The sequence below is a fragment of the Acinetobacter sp. NIPH1876 genome, from assembly GCF_022808535.1.
GTDB classification, from domain to species: domain Bacteria; phylum Pseudomonadota; class Gammaproteobacteria; order Pseudomonadales; family Moraxellaceae; genus Acinetobacter; species Acinetobacter higginsii.
The window spans coordinates 36,856-56,217 of record NZ_JALGBR010000021.1; the positions used below are offsets into that span (position 1 = coordinate 36,856).

18 protein-coding genes are annotated in these 19,362 nt (G+C 40.0%); 9 read left to right on the top strand and 9 right to left on the bottom strand.

Annotated features, from left to right (window positions below; translation table 11 throughout):
• Positions 1 to 169: 169 nt before the first annotated feature.
• Positions 170 to 1,531, bottom strand: a complete 1,362-nt coding sequence (gene mpl / locus MN869_RS18450) for a UDP-N-acetylmuramate:L-alanyl-gamma-D-glutamyl-meso-diaminopimelate ligase (protein WP_243309005.1) — start codon at positions 1,529 to 1,531, stop codon at positions 170 to 172.
• A 222-nt stretch (positions 1,532 to 1,753) separates the two neighbouring features.
• Here mpl and MN869_RS18455 point away from each other — a divergent pair, with 222 nt between their 5' ends.
• The 4 genes from MN869_RS18455 (at position 1,754) to MN869_RS18470 (ending at position 5,879) form a co-directional block, all read left to right on the top strand.
• Positions 1,754 to 2,107: a DMT family protein gene (locus tag MN869_RS18455; RefSeq protein ID WP_171552292.1), complete on the top strand. Its 354-nt coding sequence runs from the start codon at positions 1,754 to 1,756 to the stop codon at positions 2,105 to 2,107.
• Between the two features lie 136 nt (positions 2,108 to 2,243).
• A complete protein-coding gene (gene purE, locus MN869_RS18460; protein WP_005290665.1) occupies positions 2,244 to 2,756 on the top strand; it encodes a 5-(carboxyamino)imidazole ribonucleotide mutase in 513 nt (170 codons plus the stop codon).
• Positions 2,757 to 2,857: 101 nt separating this feature from the next.
• Positions 2,858 to 3,979: a 5-(carboxyamino)imidazole ribonucleotide synthase gene (locus tag MN869_RS18465; RefSeq protein WP_171552293.1), complete on the top strand. Its 1,122-nt coding sequence runs from the start codon at positions 2,858 to 2,860 to the stop codon at positions 3,977 to 3,979.
• Positions 3,980 to 4,580: 601 nt separating this feature from the next.
• Positions 4,581 to 5,879: a lytic murein transglycosylase gene (locus tag MN869_RS18470; protein WP_243309006.1), complete on the top strand. Its 1,299-nt coding sequence runs from the start codon at positions 4,581 to 4,583 to the stop codon at positions 5,877 to 5,879.
• A 51-nt stretch (positions 5,880 to 5,930) separates the two neighbouring features.
• Here the strand turns inward: MN869_RS18470 and MN869_RS18475 are convergent, their stop codons facing one another.
• The 5 genes from MN869_RS18475 to MN869_RS18495 form a co-directional block, all read right to left on the bottom strand.
• On the bottom strand, positions 5,931 to 6,314 hold the full coding sequence (locus MN869_RS18475) for a hypothetical protein (protein ID WP_243309008.1): 384 nt from the start codon (positions 6,312 to 6,314) through the stop codon (positions 5,931 to 5,933).
• A 109-nt stretch (positions 6,315 to 6,423) separates the two neighbouring features.
• On the bottom strand, positions 6,424 to 7,332 hold the full coding sequence (locus MN869_RS18480) for a matrixin family metalloprotease (RefSeq protein ID WP_243309010.1): 909 nt from the start codon (positions 7,330 to 7,332) through the stop codon (positions 6,424 to 6,426).
• A gap of 385 nt (positions 7,333 to 7,717) precedes the next feature.
• A complete protein-coding gene (locus MN869_RS18485) occupies positions 7,718 to 8,629 on the bottom strand; it encodes a matrixin family metalloprotease (protein ID WP_243309012.1) in 912 nt (303 codons plus the stop codon).
• A gap of 381 nt (positions 8,630 to 9,010) precedes the next feature.
• Positions 9,011 to 9,919, bottom strand: a complete 909-nt coding sequence (locus MN869_RS18490) for a matrixin family metalloprotease (RefSeq protein ID WP_243309014.1) — start codon at positions 9,917 to 9,919, stop codon at positions 9,011 to 9,013.
• Positions 9,916 to 10,332 (bottom strand): hypothetical protein, encoded by a 417-nt coding sequence (locus MN869_RS18495; protein ID WP_243309016.1) that lies wholly within the window; start codon positions 10,330 to 10,332, stop codon positions 9,916 to 9,918. Before MN869_RS18495 ends, MN869_RS18490 begins: the two co-directional genes overlap by 4 nt.
• Positions 10,333 to 10,533: 201 nt before the next feature.
• On the opposite strand from MN869_RS18495, the gene MN869_RS18500 reads away from it, so the two are divergent.
• Complete coding sequence (locus tag MN869_RS18500; RefSeq protein WP_243309024.1) at positions 10,534 to 11,418, top strand: MBL fold metallo-hydrolase; 885 nt, start codon at positions 10,534 to 10,536, stop codon at positions 11,416 to 11,418.
• A 165-nt stretch (positions 11,419 to 11,583) separates the two neighbouring features.
• Here MN869_RS18500 and dnaK read toward each other — a convergent pair whose 3' ends face one another.
• The 3 genes from dnaK to MN869_RS18515 all read right to left on the bottom strand — a co-directional run bounded on the left by dnaK (position 11,584) and on the right by MN869_RS18515 (position 15,313).
• Positions 11,584 to 13,527 carry a molecular chaperone DnaK gene (gene dnaK, locus MN869_RS18505; protein ID WP_171552299.1) on the bottom strand — a complete coding sequence of 648 codons (1,944 nt, stop codon included), beginning with the start codon at positions 13,525 to 13,527 and terminating at the stop codon, positions 11,584 to 11,586.
• Between the two features lie 187 nt (positions 13,528 to 13,714).
• Positions 13,715 to 14,260: a nucleotide exchange factor GrpE gene (grpE, locus tag MN869_RS18510; protein ID WP_005186322.1), complete on the bottom strand. Its 546-nt coding sequence runs from the start codon at positions 14,258 to 14,260 to the stop codon at positions 13,715 to 13,717.
• A 159-nt stretch (positions 14,261 to 14,419) separates the two neighbouring features.
• Positions 14,420 to 15,313 carry a LysR family transcriptional regulator gene (locus tag MN869_RS18515; protein ID WP_033134259.1) on the bottom strand — a complete coding sequence of 298 codons (894 nt, stop codon included), beginning with the start codon at positions 15,311 to 15,313 and terminating at the stop codon, positions 14,420 to 14,422.
• 107 nt (positions 15,314 to 15,420) lie between these two features.
• Between MN869_RS18515 and MN869_RS18520 the strand changes: the two genes are divergently transcribed.
• The 4 genes from MN869_RS18520 to MN869_RS18535 all read left to right on the top strand — a co-directional run bounded on the left by MN869_RS18520 (position 15,421) and on the right by MN869_RS18535 (position 19,025).
• Complete coding sequence (locus tag MN869_RS18520) at positions 15,421 to 16,275, top strand: MBL fold metallo-hydrolase (RefSeq protein ID WP_243309027.1); 855 nt, start codon at positions 15,421 to 15,423, stop codon at positions 16,273 to 16,275.
• Positions 16,276 to 16,663: 388 nt separating this feature from the next.
• A complete protein-coding gene (locus tag MN869_RS18525; protein ID WP_005201819.1) occupies positions 16,664 to 16,903 on the top strand; it encodes a hypothetical protein in 240 nt (79 codons plus the stop codon).
• A gap of 360 nt (positions 16,904 to 17,263) precedes the next feature.
• On the top strand, positions 17,264 to 18,334 hold the full coding sequence (locus MN869_RS18530; protein ID WP_243309029.1) for an alpha/beta hydrolase: 1,071 nt from the start codon (positions 17,264 to 17,266) through the stop codon (positions 18,332 to 18,334).
• Positions 18,335 to 18,467: 133 nt separating this feature from the next.
• Positions 18,468 to 19,025 (top strand): peptidylprolyl isomerase, encoded by a 558-nt coding sequence (locus tag MN869_RS18535; protein WP_243309031.1) that lies wholly within the window; start codon positions 18,468 to 18,470, stop codon positions 19,023 to 19,025.
• Positions 19,026 to 19,362 lie beyond the last annotated feature (337 nt).

Genomic DNA, 19,362 nt, shown 5'->3' on the forward strand with positions numbered 1-19,362 from the left:
TTTGGGTATAGGCGTTTCCTTACTTTTCAAAGATGAAAAGTAACAAAAATCTTTTGTTGGACTGATGGTATATCCCTATACCACAGTCCAACGGGCGGCATCCATGCCGCCTGCCACGATAGAGAATACCGTGACAAAATTAGATGATGAAAATAAGCTACTGGCTAGATTAAGACAAAGCCGTAATCAATTTTTGGTGTAAACCACCAAAGCCGCCATTGGACATGATCACCACAGCATCACCCTCACCTGCTTCATTGACCACACGGGCAATGATCTCATCTAAAGAGCGGCTGACTTCAGCCTTGTTTGCTGATGCTGAGATCACAGGTTGTAGATCCCAATCCAAGCCTTCTGGCTGGTACCAAATCACTTCATCCGCTAAACGAGCAGAATGTGCCAAACCATCTTTGTGGCTGCCCATACGCATGGTGTTAGAACGTGGTTCAATGATCGCCCACAACTTACGTTCGCCTAGACGTTTACGTGCGCCGTCGAGTGTGGTTTCAATCGCAGTTGGGTGATGGGCAAAGTCATCATAGACTTCGATACCACGCACCGTGCCTAACAGCTCCATACGGCGTTTAACACCACCGAAGTTGGACAAGGCTTCACAAGCTTGCGCAAGGCTGACACCGACGTGCTGTGCCGCTGCAATCGTTGCCAACGCATTGGCAACACTATGCTGCCCTGTCATATTCCATTTCACATCACCGACCACTTGGCCGTGTTCCAGTACTTTAAAGTGACTGCCATCGGCACTGATCAACTCAGCAGATAAAGCGGCTTGGTCATTTGGTTCTAGACTGGTACGAATTACAGGGGTCCAGCAGCCCTGCTCTAATACTTCATCGATATTGGTTTCAGTAATTGGCGCAATAATACGACCTTCACTTGGAATAGTACGCACCAAATGATGGAACTGTTTTTGAATCGCAGCCAGATCATCAAAAATATCAGCGTGATCAAATTCGAGGTTGTTTAAAATCGCGGTTTTAGGATGATAATGAACGAACTTAGATCGTTTATCGAAGAAGGCAGAGTCATATTCATCCGCTTCGACACAGAAATATTGACCGCCGCCTAGACGTGCACTTTCACTGAAACCCAATGGTACGCCGCCAATCAAGAAACCTGGATTTAAGCCTGCTTGATCAAGCACCCAAGCCAACATGGTGGTGGTGGTGGTTTTACCGTGTGTGCCTGCGACACCGAGCACATGTTTACCTTGGAGCACATGGTCTGCCAAGAATTGTGGACCAGAAATATAAGGCAGGCCTTCGTTCAGCATGTATTCAATCGCATCAATCCCACGTTTCATGGCATTGCCGACGATGACAAGATCAGGATGTGGTTGCAAGTGGCTACGGTCATAGCCCTGCATCAATTCAATACCTGCATTTTCCAGTTGAGTCGACATCGGTGGATAAACATTGGCATCTGAACCTGTGACTTTATGTCCTAAATCTCGTGCGAGTAGAGCCAAAGACCCCATAAATGTGCCACAAATACCCAAAATATGCAGATGCATAACGCGCCTTCTCCACTGCTTTTCATACAGCACGGTATCGTATGTATGATTGTCGTTATCAATAAAAATCAAACGCAACGATAGCAAGGCTTGCATGGAAAAGATAGTCAAAATTCGTTGTTGTTCTTTACTTATAATGATGCGGATAGATGCTAATATTTCAACAGTTTTACTGGCATGCTACTCCCTATTGTTCAACCCTGATTTGGATAAAAGAACACAATGTTGAGCCCTACTCTTCTCGCCCTATGTTTGTTGATTATTTCTAACTGTTTTATGACTTTGGCATGGTATGGGCATCTGAAGGTTTTGCATGATGCACCACTCTGGCAGGCAATCTTATTTAGCTGGTGTATTGCGCTGTTGGAATATAGTTTTATGATTCCTGCTACCAAATTGCTGAACCAGCATGGCTGGAGTTTGGGTGAAATGAAAATCACTCAGGAAGTGGTGACGTTAATGGTGTTTGTGCCCTTTATGATTTTTGTGTTTAAACAACCCTTCAAACTCGATTACATCTGGGCGATGCTATGTTTAATGGGCTGTGTCTACTTTGTTTTTAGAAATCAAAGCTAATTTTCCGAAGCGTCAGTTAACGTGTTCTTTTGTTGGGGATGCCTGAAAAAACCGCTATAATATGTGCCAATTTATTCTCTCGTGCTTGGCGTAAGTCGAGATACTTGTCTATTTTTATCATGTTTTGGAAAAGCCAATGAATGCGGTCGCAACAGATAGCCAACCTTTAGTCGGAATTATCATGGGTTCTCAATCAGATTGGGCAACACTTGAACATACCGCTAACATGCTCAAACAGTTGGGTGTTCCTTTTGAAGCTGAAGTGGTTTCTGCGCATCGTACGCCAGATCGTTTATTTGAATATGCTGAAACAGCACGTGATCGCGGTATCCAAGTGATTATTGCGGGTGCTGGTGGTGCTGCACATTTACCGGGAATGTGCGCCGCTAAAACTGATTTACCAGTATTAGGCGTACCGGTTAAATCATCGATTTTAAATGGTGTTGATTCATTGCTTTCGATTGTACAAATGCCAGCAGGTATCGCAGTCGGTACTTTGGCAATTGGTCAGGCTGGTGCAACCAATGCTGCAATTCTGGCGGCACAGATTTTAGGTTTAACCCGTCCAGACATCGCTAAAAATGTGGCTGACTTCCGTACTGCACAAACAGAAAAAGTATCGAGTAATAACATTCCTGGTCATGAATGAGGATACGCAAAGCAACGCTTTGCCCTGAGGAGCGTAAGCTCCGCAAGAAGACGAGTAAGAATGTTGCTTTAAGGATTTGCCCGAGCAAAAGAGTTACAGATATGAATAAAACGATTGGCATTTTTGGTGGTGGGCAGCTAGGCCGTATGATGGCGCAAGCAGCCTTACCACTGAATATTCAATGCACCTTCTTTGAAGCAGAAACAGATTGCCCTGCTGCGATTTTGGGTCCAGTTTTTTCGAGCCAAGCGGCACAGGGATTACAGGATTTTATTGCAAGCGCGGATGTCTTTAGTCTTGAATTCGAAAATACGCCTGTTGCAGATGTGGATGTTTTGACACAAAGCAAAACCTTGCACCCTCCTCGCCTTGCTTTGGCGACTGCACAAAATCGTTTGGCTGAAAAACGTTTGTTTGATGAGTTGAGCATTCCTGTTGCGCCGTATCGCGCTGTGGATAGTTTAGAGAGCTTAAAACAAGCGGTATCGGATCTGGGATTACCCATCGTATTGAAAACCGTAACTGGTGGTTATGATGGTAAAGGTCAATTCGTTTTACGTACTGAAGATCAAATTGAGACAGCTTGGGCTGAATTAGGTCCTGCAAAAAGTCTGGTGGCAGAAAGTTTTGTCAAATTCAGTCGCGAAGTATCGATTATTGCGGTACGTGGACAAAATGGTGATGTGAAAACTTGGGCTTTGGCTGAGAATCACCATCATAATGGCATCTTGTCACACTCAATCGTACCTGCTCCAAATAGCGCTGATTTACAGCCTGTTGCGCAAGACTATATTACCCGATTGCTGAAGCACTTAGATTATGTGGGTGTGCTCACACTTGAACTATTTGTGACGGAACAAGGTTTATGCGCCAATGAAATGGCGTGTCGTGTGCATAATTCAGGTCACTGGTCGATTGAAGGTGCGATTTGCTCGCAATTTGAAAACCATATCCGTGCGGTTGCAGGCTTACCATTGGGTGCAACTGAAGTGATTCGCCCAAGTGTGATGATCAATATTATTGGTCAGCATCCCAAGTCAGAAGATGTTTTGGCACTGAATGGCGCTCATTTACACCTCTATAATAAGTCTGAGCGTACTGGCCGTAAGCTGGGACACATTACGTTGATGCCAAATCATTCAGATGATTTAACCGGTTTATGCCGCCAATTGGCAAAAATATTACCTGTTCCATTGGCATTAACTGATGATATGAGCATCTAAACTTATCCACAATACCTAAAAAAAGCGATCTTTGGATCGCTTTTTTTATTTCACATGCTTTTTAAATTTAAAAATAGAGTAATGGTTTGTTGTGGATAACTTGTTTTTGATATTTTGAATTTAAAAGAGTGGCTGTTGTTTGAATTTAAATGGCGGTGGATAAGTATTTATAGGGTTTAAATTCAAAATGAGCGTATTGTTTTAAATTTAAAGTTGCGTGGTGGTTGGCTTTTAAATTTAAATTATTGAGCTGTGGATATCTGTTTTATCTATAATTATTTTATAAAAAAATATAGGTTTGTGGTCTTTTTAGGATTCTATTTGGAACAATCGCTCGTTTATATATGGGAAAATGAATTTAAAAGTGGATAAGTTTTTAAATTTAAAAGGCTGTGTTATCCAATGGAGGTGCTTTTGAATTTAAATAAGTCATGTTGATAACTTTTAAATTTAAAATAAAGCCTGAGTTATGAATTTAAAAACAGAGTTTTAAATTTAAAACTCGCCAAAATGAATTTAAAGTTACGTTTCCAAACTATACATCTTCATATAGCGTGTTAAGGTGGAGAGGAAATTTAAATTCAAAAGTTTTGGTTCAGTCATGAAACGTCATTTTTCTTTTTTTCTAGGCACTGCCTTATTTACTTTTTTCAATCAGGCGCATGCCGAGCTTGTGATTAACGGTGCAACGGTTTCGACACCCACCACAACAGCGCCTGTTGCCAGTAGTAATTATACGCCAAATTCCAATTTTCAGGGCTGTATTGCCAATTTGCGTTCACAGGCAATTGCATCAGGCGTATCAGGTGCAACCTATGATCGTTATACGCAAAATTTAACGCCTGATTATTCGGTGATTGATAAATTAAACTATCAACCTGAATTTTCGACCCCGATTTGGGATTATTTGTCTGGCCTTGTGGATAACGAACGAGTACAAGCAGGACAGCAAAAACTGACTCAACATCGTGCAGTCTTAAACCGCGTTGAGCAGGCCTATGGTGTACCTGCAGAAACAGTAGTTGCCGTTTGGGGTGTCGAAAGTAATTATGGTGATATTTCGGGTAAATATCCTTTATTACAGGCATTGGGTACTTTGAGCTGTGAAGGTCGTCGTCAAAGTTATTTCCGTGGTGAGTTTTTTGCCACTATGCGTATTTTACAACGTGGTGATTTAACCCAAGATCAATTGTATGGTTCATGGGCAGGTGCTTTTGGTCATACTCAATTTATGCCATCAACGTATGAGCGCTTAGCCGTAGATTTCGATGGAGACGGTCGCCGTGATTTGGTTTCAAGTACCACGGATGCTTTAGCTTCAACAGCTAATTTCCTAAAACGAGCAGGATGGCAAACCGGTATGCCATGGGGCTTTGAGGTTAAAATCCCGCAAGGCATGTCAATTTCTGGTGAAAGCCGTCGGAATAAGAAAGCACTGAACAACTGGATTGCGCAAGGGGTCACCCGAGCGGATGGCACTGCGTTGATTCAAGGTAATTTATCGGGCAGTACGCCAGCGGGACTGATTTCACCGGCGGGTGCCAATGGTCCATTATTTCTGGTATTTAAAAACTTCGATGCAATTTATAGCTATAACGCGGCTGAAAGTTATGGTTTAGCCATTGCACACTTATCTGATCGTTTACGTGGTGGCACGCCATTTTTAACCGCTTGGCCGACCGATGATGCAGGGACTTCCCGTGCAGAACGTCGTGAAATTCAACAGTTTTTAGTACAGCGTGGCTATGATATTGGTGCAGTCGATGGGTTGATTGGCGATAAAAGCCGTCAGGCCATTCGCCAAGAACAGAGCCGTCTCGGTTTAAACCAGACTGGACGTGCAGGGCAGCAGATTTTACGTGCGTTCCGTCAGGAGCAGGCCAAGCAAATGATGAAATAAATTTGAACTCGATAATTAAAAAAGGTCTGCCGTTGGGCAGACCTTTTTTAATTAAGGGGCAGCATCTAATTTAACGGCTTCTAAAATATCAAAAATGACCGCTGTGACATCTTGGCTTAAATCACGATCATTAAAGATTTCATAAGCGGTAATCGTGACATCGGTATCACTTGGTAATTGTTTTTGTTCTTCTTCAATCAAGTGCTCGATGGGCAATAGCGTTTGTTTGATTTCAAGATGCAATACTTCATCATAAGCAAGATTTTCATCTTCAAGCTCTAACTCTTGCTCATTGAAATAAGGAATTAAGATGGCATGGAGATAAGGGCTAATATCTTGAATATTCAAGAGTTCGATATCACGAGTCTGTTCAATCGTACTGATGTGGTTGTTCACTTCAATTAAGATATGATAATAACTCATGCTGATCTCCATTAAGGCTAAGATGATGTTTTATCATCACAATAACATGAATAAATCAAAACAATCGACCCATTCTTGTTATTGCTTAGCAGATCATCTTATATCTACCTATGATGTTCGATTAATCTGCTAAACCTAATAGCTTTAGATCAGTCTCAGTCAGTTGAAAATCTTTTGCATCCTGATCTTTAATCCGTGGATACATCAAAGACCTTGGATCACGGGTATGCTTTAGACCCAAAGCATGACCAAATTCGTGTGCTAAGGTTAAACGTAAGTCATCAGTTGATGAAAATTCATAAATAAAAATCTGTTTTCCATCAAATTGACCTTTGTGTAGCACTTCAGGCTTAAAAGTCTCATTAAACTCATTTACAGAAGCACTTAACTGTTGATGGACTTGTTTCGATTTTTCAGCCTTTTCCTGACTTTGCTGGACTTTATGATTGTATTCAGTAATTTTTGCCTGCAATTTCTGGGCTTGCTGCTGCAACTGTTGTTGCTGTTTTTGCAGTGCAGTGAACAATGCTTTATTGCTGCTGTCTGCCTTATATTGCGCTAAGCCTTGCTGATATTGTTGGGCCTGATTTTCGTAGGCTTTCTTTTGTCGTTCAAGTTGAGCATTGCTTTCTGCTAAATCAGCATTGGTTCTCTGCAATTTCTCATTTCTATTCAACCAATTCTGTTGTTCTTGCTCAAGTTGACTCAAACTTTCAGCACGTTTCATGCTACGAATTTGACGTTGGTCAAAAACCAGATTAATCACAAAATCTGCCTCAGGATCATACACAAAATATTTTTGACCCGTGTTCTTTTCCCAAATTGCAGCAGCTTGTTTACTTAAGTCGATCATTTGTTGTTGATCGATGTTCAAACGCGGGTCAAGTTCAGCAATACGATAGCGTAAAGGTTGCTCTGTGTTATAGCGAACTTGCGACTGTGCTGGAGCAGTCGAGCTAATTTTAGCAAAAGTCGAGACTGGGGCTAGCAAGGTAAAACATGCAGCCATAAGGAGAGATAAAAGACGCATAATAGGAGATAAAGCTTGAAAGAGGTCACATTTTAGTCAAAAAAAATCAGTAGTCAAATTGATGGAAGAGAGTTCAATCTATGAGTTTTAACGATATTTCCGGAAAATGAATAAAAATACATTTGTAGACATATTGGTAAAAAATCGTGCAAAAAAAACAGGGTTTGTTTATTAAATGATCTAAAACCAATGTGAGAACAACTGTTTATTTTTTATTTCTAATGCATTAAATCTTTAATAGCTGATCAAATTAAGCTGCAAAAATATTTTTTACATCTAAAAAAAATACATTCTATTTCACATAAAATATTTATTTATTTGTACAAAAACTATACTTAGAGTCTAGTCAATGTTAATTCTTGTAAAGAAAAACCTGCTGTTGCTATCAATAAATGGCTTTTACCAAATCTTTATCAGAATCAGTGAGCGCAAATTGCTGGAAGTTTTGTTTTTGAATGACAGGGTACATCAGTGAGCGTGGATCATTGGTATGCTCTAGACCAAGTGCATGACCAAATTCATGTGCTAAGGTCAAACGCAGATCATTAGTAGAAGAGAATTCATAGATCAGAATTTGTTTACCGTTGAAGTGTCCTTTATGGAATAAATGTGGTTGAAAGACCTGATTAAATTGGCTTGCAGATGCAACCAGTTGTTGATTGTTTTGATTTAAATTCTGAATGCGTTGATTGAGCTGCTGTGTACGCTGATTATGTTCTTGAACTTCACGTTGCAATACTAAAGACTGTTGTTCTAAAGCCTTCTGCCTTTGTGAAAATTGTTGAGCTAAATCTTTAGAATTAGAACGGGTTTGGTTGAAACGCAAAACCTCTGTATTGTATTGCTGGAATTGGAGGTTGAGTTGTGCCTGCTTACTGGCGATTAAAGCAGTCGTTCTTTGAATTTCCTCTTTAACTTGTTGTAATTGTTGATTCTGCATTTCCCACTGTTGTTGTTGTTGCTTCAGTTGATCTAGGCCTTGTAAACGATCCGTGCTGCGTTGTTGACGTTCATCAAAGATTAAATTAATGCTGAATTCAGCTTGTGGATCATAAATAAAGTTTTGTTGTCCTGTTTCTTGTTCCCAAAGCTTGGCAGCTTGCTGGGTGAGTTCGAGGACTTGTTGTTGACTTAAATTAAAGCGTGGATCAATGTCGGCAATACGATAGTGCACTATTTTTTTTGTGGCTTGGTGCTGGTGTCCATCTGTATGATTGATATTTGCTTGAGCGCTGCTTAACTGAGGTAGGCTCACACTCAAACAAGCAATAAAGAATGCTAGATAATGAACTCGCATGCTGAAATCCCCCCAAATAAAACTTATTTTTCATCATTATTTTGTGGGCGTCAAAATGCTATGTATTTAATAAATAAAACTAAAAAATGTGATTTTGTTCTAATAAATAAAAAATTGGATCGAGTGATTTGCACAATAAAAAAATGAACAACATGTTTGTTTTTTGATCGTAAGTTAAAAAATATCAACGGATTAAATTGATCATGGCAAAAAATCCTTGAGCAGAGAGCGAAAAAATGGTCAATTGTTAACTTTTGTAAAATTTATGCAAAGTTGAAAAGTTTTTTACTTTTTAGTTAAAAATTGCTGGATTGTGACATTTATAGTCCATGCAATTTGAGCCACTTTTTAGAGACATGAGAGTATAACAATTCGTTGGGGCTATCTCGCTAATAAAAGAGAGAGGTCTGCTGGAGTCAAACGGAAATGCGCGGTATCTTGATCTTTCATAATGGGATGCATGAGTGCTTGTGGATCATCAGCATGTTGTAGTCCCAATGCATGGCCGAACTCATGTGCGATGGTTAAACGTAAGTCATCTGCTGATTCAAACTCGTAAATAAATATTTGTTTGCCATTAAATAAGCCCTTATGAAATAAATGGGGCTTAAAGCGTTGCTTATATTGGCTGACAGAGGCATTGAGCTGCTGGTCTAAAGCATTGAGTTCATCAACTTGCTGATTTAACTGAATGATTCTCTGATTATACTGAGCAATTTCTTGTTGCAATGTTTGCACATTCTGCTCTAAATCCCGCTGCCGTTGCTGAAAATATTCTGGGTTGGCAAAAGAGCTTGGATGCTGTCGTGCATTTTGTTGTTCTTGATTATAGTGCTGGATTTGCTGATTCAGTTGTTGTTGTTTTAAATCCAGAAATTGCTTGCTCCGTATAATTTCCTGTTCAATCTGATCCAGTTGTTGCTTTTTCTCTTGCCAATGTTGTTGATTCGACGCGAGTTGGCTTAAATATTCTCGGCGTTGTTCGCTTTCCATTTGACGCTCATCATAAATTAGGTGAATCGCGAGCTGCGCATGAGGATCGTAAACAAAATAATCCTGCCCAGTACCATCTTTCCAGATTTGTGTCGCTTGTTGGCTAATGGTTTTGACTTGCTCGATACTGAGTTTAAAACGAGGGTCAACTTCGGCAATACGATAGCGTAGGCGTGTATCCAGTGGACTGGCGATACGGTCTGTCAGCGAGTTAAATTTAAGCTGAGGGTGTTGGCGGGTTTGATAGCCTGACCAAAGTAAAAAGAGTACCAATACAAGAAGGAGGAAGAATTTCATTCGTTATTTTTGGAAAATAGAGGTTGGTAGAGGCTGGGTAGCACTAAAATTCCCCAGATCAGTGTAGATAGAATATTGCCTAGCTCATAAAAAATGGCGCCAAAACCAGATATGAATGTCGAAGAATAGCTTGGTAAAAGATAAATAAGTAACAGTGGGAAAAAACTATAGACGTAAAGCTTTCTCGCCCATTGTTTAAATAAAAGTAAGCCGATGAATACAATAACAAAACCAAGCATAAGTATGCCTGAGATGACAAGTTCCCAGTTCTGAGGATCTCTTGATATGAGTTCGCTAATCGCAATGGATGTTTGATTGTAAGCATCAAATATTGAGCTTATGAGAAAACTAAGTAGTGAAAATATAAGAACTAATCTAAATCTAGTTTTGCTAATGACAGTATCTGTTTTCATCTTTAATCTAGGTATCATTTTTTTAATACTTGGGATTATACCGAAATATAATTTCATGTATATCAAACTAATCCTGCAGTATTAGGCATGATACTGCCAATCTCAGTTTTGGGATTCAGCTTGAGATTGACGCATATAACTGCCATATTGAAGACAAAATGATCGATTCTGGCAATTACAATAAAATGCAAAGGAACATGCATGCTGAAATATCTACTCAAAGCGCCTGAGGCTGCATGGGCAGTGGCTTCGCCTGCAACAGCAAAGGCAGAAAATCTAAAAATTAAATATCTGGGGACCGCAGGGTTTATCCTGTCTGATAATAATCGAACCTTGGTGCTTGATCCTTTTATTAGCCGCCCAAGTCTTTGGCAGACCTTTACTCAACCTTTATCTAGCGATCCAGTATTGGTCAAATACTATATCCCTGATGCGGATGAGGTACTGATTGGCCATGCACATTATGACCATATTCTGGATGCTGCAGAAGTGTGTAAACAAACAGGTGCTCGCTTGATTGGTTCACAAGCCAGTGTGATGTATGGACGCTCAGCAGGTTTAGCTGAGCAACAGATGTATGAGACAAAGGGTAGGGAAGTGATTTGCTGCGGGAATTGGCAAGTGATTGGTTTACCTTCAATTCATGGCAAGGCCTTGTTTGGTCGTGTTCCATTGCCAGGAGATATGACTGCACCACCACCATATCCACCGAAGTTTCATCAGTTGCGACATGGTTTGGTCTTGAATTGGTGGATTGATACAGGACAACTGCGCGTTGTTCACATTGATTCCGCCGATTTTATCGAGCAAGAGTTACAGGGCAAACAAGCTGATATTGTGTGTTTATGTGCAATCGGACGCAAATATCGTCCAAACTATGTCAAAGATGTGGTGCGACTACTGAAACCGAAATACATTATTCCATGTCATTGGGATAGCATGGTGACGCCGATTGGTGACGTTCCTCAGTTGTTGCCAGGGGTGAATATTCCTGAGTTTATTGAAGAAATAAAAGCGTGTGGTGTAATACCTTTGTTTATGCCGATTCTAGGTGAGCTGTATTTTGATCAATCTAAATCTATCTAATCGCCACTTTCTATACATTGGTTTTAATTCATCGTTATCGTAGCCCGACAGGGTGGTTTCCATGCCACCTCTACACTAGCAAAAACTAATTTGAGTTTAAGATTGATTATAAAAATTTAATGCAAAAAAAACCGCGCTTTCGCGCGGTTTTTTTAAAGAGACAAATTATTTTTTGTCGTCTTTTACTTCAGTGAACTCAGCATCTACAACGCCATCGTCCGCTTTTTGTTGTTGACCCGCAGCATCACCTTGGAATGCATTTGGATCAAAACCTTCTGCGCCGCCAGCACCTTGTGCTTGTTCATAAGCACGTTGAGTGATTGGCATCAAGATGTTTTGTAAAGCTTCAGTTTTCGCTTTGATGTCTTCAACATCATTTTCTTTCGTTGCTGCTTCAAGCTCAGAAACCGCAGTTGTGATCGCAGTTTTTTCATCTTCAGTAACTTTGTCACCAAGATCTTTGACTGCTTTCGTCGAGCTAGAAACGAGCGCATCTGCTTCGTTACGTGCTTTTGCTAACTCTTCAAACTTACGATCTTCTTCAGCATTCGCTTCAGCATCTTTAATCATTGCTTCGATTTCAGCATCAGACAAACCTGAGTTTGCTTTAATCTGGATCGATTGCTCTTTACCCGTGCTCTTATCTTTAGCCGATACTTTCAAGATACCATCAGCGTTGATGTCGAACGATACTTCAATTTGCGGTACACCACGTGGAGCAGGTGGGATATCGCCTAACTGGAAGTTACCCAACAATTTGTTTTGCTGAGCCATTTTACGTTCGCCTTGGAACACTGAAATGTCTACAGCAGGTTGGTTATCAGCAGCAGTAGAGAATACTTGAGATTTCTTCGCAGGAATCGTGGTGTTTTTCTCAATAATCGCTGTTAATACGCCACCCATGGTTTCGATACCAAGTGTTAACGGGGTTACGTCTAATAAAAGTACGTCAGTTTTGTCACCAGACAATACCGCACCTTGAATCGCAGCACCAATCGCAACCGCTTCATCCGGGTTCACGTCTTTACGTGGCTCTTTACCGAAGAATTCTTGTACTTTTTGTTGTACAAGTGGCATACGAGACTGACCGCCCACCAAGATCACATCAGAGATGTCAGACGTCGAAAGACCCGCATCTTTAAGTGCAATACGGCAAGGCTCAATCGTACGAGCAACTAAGTCAGCAACCAAACCTTCAAGTTTTGCACGAGTTACGTTGATCACTAAGTGTTTAGGACCAGTCGCATCAGCAGTGATGTATGGAAGGTTGATTTCAGTTGCATTTGAAGAAGAAAGCTCGATTTTTGCTTTTTCAGCAGCTTCTTTCAAACGCTGTAACGCAAGTGGATCATTTTTCAAGTTCACACTTTGTTCTTTCTTGAATTCTTCAACCAAGAATTCAATTAATGCATTATCAAAGTCTTCACCACCAAGGAAAGTATCACCATTGGTTGATAACACTTCGATTTGTTGGTCGCCATCAAGGTCAGCAATTTCAATGATTGATACGTCGAATGTACCACCACCTAAGTCGTAAACCGCGATTTTACGATCGCCTTCTTTTTTGTCCATACCGAACGCAAGTGCCGCAGCAGTTGGTTCGTTGATGATACGTTTAACATCAAGACCTGCAATTTTACCTGCATCTTTAGTTGCTTGACGTTGTGCATCGTTAAAGTAAGCCGGAACAGTAATCACTGCTTCAGTAACGGTTTCACCTAAATAGTCTTCTGCAGTTTTCTTCATCTTTTTCAAGATTTCAGCAGAGATCTGTTGCGGTGCTAATTTTTTATCGTTTACTTCAACCCAAGCATCGCCATTGTCTGCCTTGATGATTTTATAAGGCACAAGACCGATGTCCTTTTGTACCGCTTGATCTTCGTAGCGACGACCGATTAAACGCTTGATTGCGAATAATGTATTTTTCGGGTTGGTTACCGCTTGACGTTTCGCGCTTTGACCAACAAGGATCTCGCCATCTTTATATGCAATGATCGATGGAGTTGTACGCGTACCTTCTGCATTTTCGATTACTTTTACTTTATCGCCTTCAAGTACAGCAACACATGAGTTGGTAGTACCTAAGTCAATACCAATAATTTTTGCCATTGTTTGTGTTCCTCTAAAATTTTTTGAATCCCCTAATTTCCCCTTTGGTAAAGGGGAGTTAAAAGGGGATTTGCTTGTTATTCGATATGAGAGTCAATTGGTATTTTTCAAGCATTTTTATGAAAAAAAATCAAAAAACTCTCAGATTTGTACACTTTTGAGCAAATAAACGCTTTGCTCACGTAAATTATTGACCCACCATCACCATCGCTGGGCGAAGTAAACGACCATTTAAGGTATAGCCTTTCTGTAAAACAGTGCCAATTTGATTGGCTTTGGCATTCGGGTCGATTCCCACCGCTTGGTGTAAATCAGCATTGAAACCATTTTGGGTATCTGCTTCAACAACACCAAATTTTTCTAGTGTGGTGAGGAGTGATTTCAAAGTAAGCTTAATTCCTTCAAGTACAGGCGTTTGTTCTTCACCCGCAGCTTGAATAGCACGTTCTAGGTTATCGACAGAATCCAATAATTCTTTCGCAAATTTTTCCAGCACAGTCTCTTTATGTTTTTCTGACTCACGTTGAATGCGTTCAACACTCTTTTGTGCTTCATAAACAGCATTGGCTGTACGTGCTTTTTCGAGTTTTAAGCTTTCTTCGAGTTTAGTGATTTGAGCTTGTAAATCTTCAACGCTAAGCTCGTTTGCTTGCTCTACACCTTCAGCTTGAGTTTGTTCAGTTTGTTGCTCATTTTGAATGTCTTGAGCTTGCTCATTGTGCTCATTAGCCATTGATGATCTCCGTTGAAAAAAGTTCTTAAACATGTACAGTCCTTCTGGCGTTAATGCTCATAGGGTTAAACCCGAACTGCCACATCTTGGTCATTCATAGATAGGGATGAAGTATGGGCAACACGACAAAATTCAAGCGTTCAGGTCGATTTAAATCTTTTAATTTTGCTGATTTAAGTAAAAATTTAAGTTTTCAATCACAAAAGCAATAAATTCTTGGGTGATTTTTGGTAAATGTTGTCTGGATGCATAAACCAAAGATAAGGTGAGATCGGGTGCCGAAAAATCGGTAAACACCTGTTGCAAACGTTGTTGAGCTATATCTTTACGCACCAGCAATGTTGGCAGCATCGCAATACCTTGTGCTTTAAGACACATCTGATAAAGCGCGATCACATCATTGCTTTTAAACGTAACATTTAATGGATAGTTCTGGGGTTGCTGATCTGTATCAAATAAGGTCCAGTATTGGTTATGTGTGTGATGGGCTATGCATTCATGTTGAATGAGTTGACTGGGATGTAACAGGGGAGTGTGGTCTTGTAAGTAATGTGGGTGTGCGCAAAAGGTGGATTCAATTTGACAGACTGGGCGGGCAATCAGTCCATCTGCGACTTTCTGGGTAATGCGTAGTGCCAGATCAACATGAGCATCCATCAGGTCGACGGTATTTTCTGTTAAATAGACATCAAAATGAATCTGTGGGTAGCGTTTTTTAAATTGCTTAATACATTCATTCACGCCAAGCTGAAATAAAAATAAGCCACAGGTAAAGCGGATGGTGCCGCTGTGCTGTTCTGGCGCGGCTAAGCCTTCTAAGAGTTGTTGCTGTTGTAAAATATTTTCGCAATAGACCAACGCTTTTTCACCCGCAGGGGTGAGCGATACTTTACGGGTATTGCGTTGAAACAGACGTGTCGAAAAAGTTTGTTCGAGATGGTCTAAGTAACGGGAGACCATCGCTTTAGAATAATCGAGATGTTCAGCAGCTTTGCTGAGATTGCCTTGATGCGCAATACAAACAAAGACTTGGATCGCTTTTAATGTGTCCATCGTTATTATCATTGTTGCAAGATATGCAACATTTTATCTTAGTTTAGAGTGTTTATTCAGCAATAATTGCAATTTAAAGTGTTCCTTATCAAATTGGAGACGATAAGATGAATACCAAACCTTATATTATTGCTTTATCAACTTTGGCAGCAACATCTGCTGCTTTCGCACAAGATTTAAAAATCCAAAACTTTTTGGCTCAACCTGAACACTTTGGTGTGACTTCGACCTTAATTGAAGGGGATAAAGAAGTGCTATTGGTGAATGCGCAATTTTCTAAATCAGAAGCATTGCGTATTGCGGCCGATATCTTAGATAGCGGTAAAACCTTAAAAACCATTTTTGTCAGCTATGGTGATCCAGACTTCTATTTTGGTCTAGATGTATTTAAACAGTACTTCCCGAATGTACAGGTGATTGCGACCCCTGAAACAGTGAAACATATTCAGGACACCCAAGCACTGAAAGTTGCATATTGGGGACCTAAAATGGGTGCCAATGCCCCGAGCAAGATTATTGTTCCACAAGCTTATACGGCTAAAACTTTAAAATTAGAAAATGAAAATATCGAAATTAAAGGTAAGAAAGAACTCACTTATTTATGGATTCCGAGTGCCAAAGCTGTTGTCGGTGGTATTCCAGTGTCATCGGGGATTCATCTGTGGACTGCGGATACCCCAACAGCCAAAGATCGTGCAGAAGTGGTACAGACTTTAGAGAGTATTAAAGCCTTAAATCCACAAGTGGTGGTGCCTGCACATATGAAAGTAGGTGCAGCGGAAGGTCTTGATGCGGTGAATTTCTCGATTGACTATTTAAAGCAATATGAGAAAGCGGTAAAAGCCAGCAAAAATTCAGCTGAATTAATTGGAATTATGCAAAAACAGTATCCAACTTTAGGTGAGTCGAGCAGTTTAGAGTTGGGTGCCAAAGTGGTGAAAGGTGAGATGCAATGGCCTTAAACCAAGCTAAATAAATGGAAAAACCGTGATCAGAAGTCACGGTTTTTTATGTCTGCTACATTTATTTTTAATTAAAATTACGCAATTGTAATCTTTTAAGCAGATTGTACGGTGTTTCTATGAATTATAAAAAAATAAGATAATCGCTTTTTAACTGAAAAAATAAAACTAAAAACCGTGAAATTACTTTAACTCTAATGCCTTAGCGATTTTGAATGTTTTTTTTAATATGTGAAATATGAAAAGAGTTGATTTAAGAAAAATTGCAAAATAGAGCGGCTTACATAACAAACTGCAACTAATCCGCATCACGTCCGAGCAAAAAATTGTGAATCATAGGCATCGCAAAGACAACTTTGCTTTTTGTCATAATGAAAGGAAATACGAAATGAAAAAGTTAGCATTGATTTCTGCGGTTGTAGCCGGTGTTGCATTAACAGCTGTAGGTTGCTCAACTCAAGGTGGTTTAGATGCATCTGGCTCAGCTCAAACAACAGGTGCAAGCCCAGCAGGCGTACAAGGTGGTGTTGGTGTGCAAGGTGGTTCATCAGTTGATGTTCAATCTGGTGGCGCTTCTGCGGATGTATCAGGTTCAGTTTCTGGTTCAGCAGGTACGACTGCTCAATAATTTTTTAGGATGAAGTTGGTTTCGCATAAGATTGAACACACGATGCCGCATGCAATCTTACTTATGTACTGCTATACATTGCGCGAAGTTAACTGAATTCATAAAACTGACACTTTTAGAGTGCTATAAACTAGAACGAATTTATTCGTTCTAGTTTTATCGTTTTAACAATCTCATGTTAAAACAGCATTTAATTGACATAAAAAATAGCTGTGAATAAGCACTATGGATAATGACTTTTTGATAGTAGCCCTTTAGCGTACGACATATTTTTCAAATCTTGAACTTGATCTAAGACTTTAGAAAAGCATATAGTCGAAGACAACAAGAATTATGGACAGAGCGAAGAAGGGGACAGAAGTGACAGCATTACCTCAAAAAATTCAAACAATTTTAGACAAAGGGCAAGGCCCTGCTGCACGAGCGCTAGATAAGCTCCCCAAAATTGTACAAGAGTCTCTCGCTAAGCTTCTCGCTTATCCACACCAATATCCAGATTTAGATTCTTTTACTAAATGTCTGATGGCTGTCCAAATTAAACAAGGGCACATTGGCTTTATTGGTGATGATCCAATTGAGTCCCGCCGTCAGTTTGATGCGCAAATGTTGGCAATCATCAATAAACCAACATCGATTGACTCGGTTGAGGATATTCGTCTCCCTTTGCAAAGTGGTACGGTATTTGCCAGACATTATCATCCTGCACCGAATAAGAAATTGCCGATCATTGTGTTCTATCACGGTGGTGGTTTTGTCGTGGGTGGTCTGGATACGCATGACGAAGCTTGTCGTCTGATTGCCAAATATGCAAAAGTACAGGTCTTAAGTATTGATTATCCATTAGCACCAGAAGCATCGCCACAACTGTTGATCAAATCATGTGAAGATGCACTGGCGTGGGTATATCAAAATCGCCGTCAATTGAAAATCTATAAGAATCGTATTGCCGTTGCCGGTGATAGTGCAGGGGGCAATATTAGTACTGTAGTTGCACAGCACTCCGTGGGTAAAGCCTATGCGCCGCAAGCACAATTATTGATTTATCCTGCCGTTGATTTCAAAAGCCGCCATCCTTCATTCTATGCCTATGGAGAGGGCTTGGTGTTGACCAGTAAAGATGTGGATTATGTGACGGACTATTATGCAACACAGCATGATGTTGCGTTAGATGATCCGTTAATCTCACCGACCTATGGCAGTCTTAGAAAGTTAGCACCTGCTTATGTGATTACTGCTGGTCATGACCTACTTCATGATGAGGGTGCAATCTATAGCCATAAGCTGAGACAAAATGGGGTTAAAGTCCAATATGTTGATTACCCAGATCAGACACATGGCTTTATTAACCTCACGCCAGTCTCAAGTAAGGCCAAACGCAATACCATTGAAGTTGCCAAGAACTTTAGAAAATTTTGGGATAAACATAGTTAATAAAGTCCGAGCCGATGTTTCACGTGAAACATCGGTTTTTTGTTTTAAAGATAACAAATAGAAATAGCAAAATAGAATCAGCAAAACTAAGATGAGCGTTCACAACAAATCAATGATCAAGCCGAGAAAAGCAATGATGAAAAAGTTGTTCATGACAACAGGTTTAATTTTGGCAAGCAGCCATTTATTTGCAAATACCATGGTTGATATGAAAACCAGTATGGGCAACATCGAAATTGAACTTTTTGATGATAAAGCACCTGTGTCGGCAAAAAACTTTGAAAGCTATGTAAAAAGCAACTTCTATACAGGTACGATCTTTCATCGTGTGATTCCTGGCTTTATGGTGCAGGGCGGTGGTTTAGATGCCAATATGATTGAGAAGACAACTAAAGCACCAATCGTGAATGAGTCTGGGAATGGTTTGAAGAACGTACGCGGTACTTTAGCAATGGCACGTACCAGTAACCCGAATTCTGCAAGCAGCCAATTCTTTATTAATGTCGCAGATAATAACTTCTTAAATAAGTCACCGATGGATGCTGGTTACGCCGTATTTGGTAAAGTAACTAAAGGTATGGATATTGTCGATAAGATCGTAAATGTACCAACGGCAAACTACGGAATGCATCAAAATGTACCGAAACAACCCATTAAAATTATCAGTGTACAGATAAAGAACACTAAGTAAAAAACAAAGCAGAAATATTTATAAAATATTTCTGCTTTAATTTTATATGCTTACGGGAATTGCGCTGCTTTGTTATACATATTAGTGTGTAAAAAAAGAACACTTGATAAAACAAGGGTTTAAAAAGACTTGCACACTAAAAAAAATCTCCTATAATGCACTCATCCCGACGCGATGAAGCAAAAATAACTTAGCTTTGCTGGTTAAGTTGTTGAATGTTTATTGCGTTGATTTGCCACTGACGAGGTGGTAAAAAGATCATTAAGAGAATAGAAGAACAACTTGTGTGGATTTTTACTGGTTGATCAATCGAAAATATTTCATTGATTGAATGGTA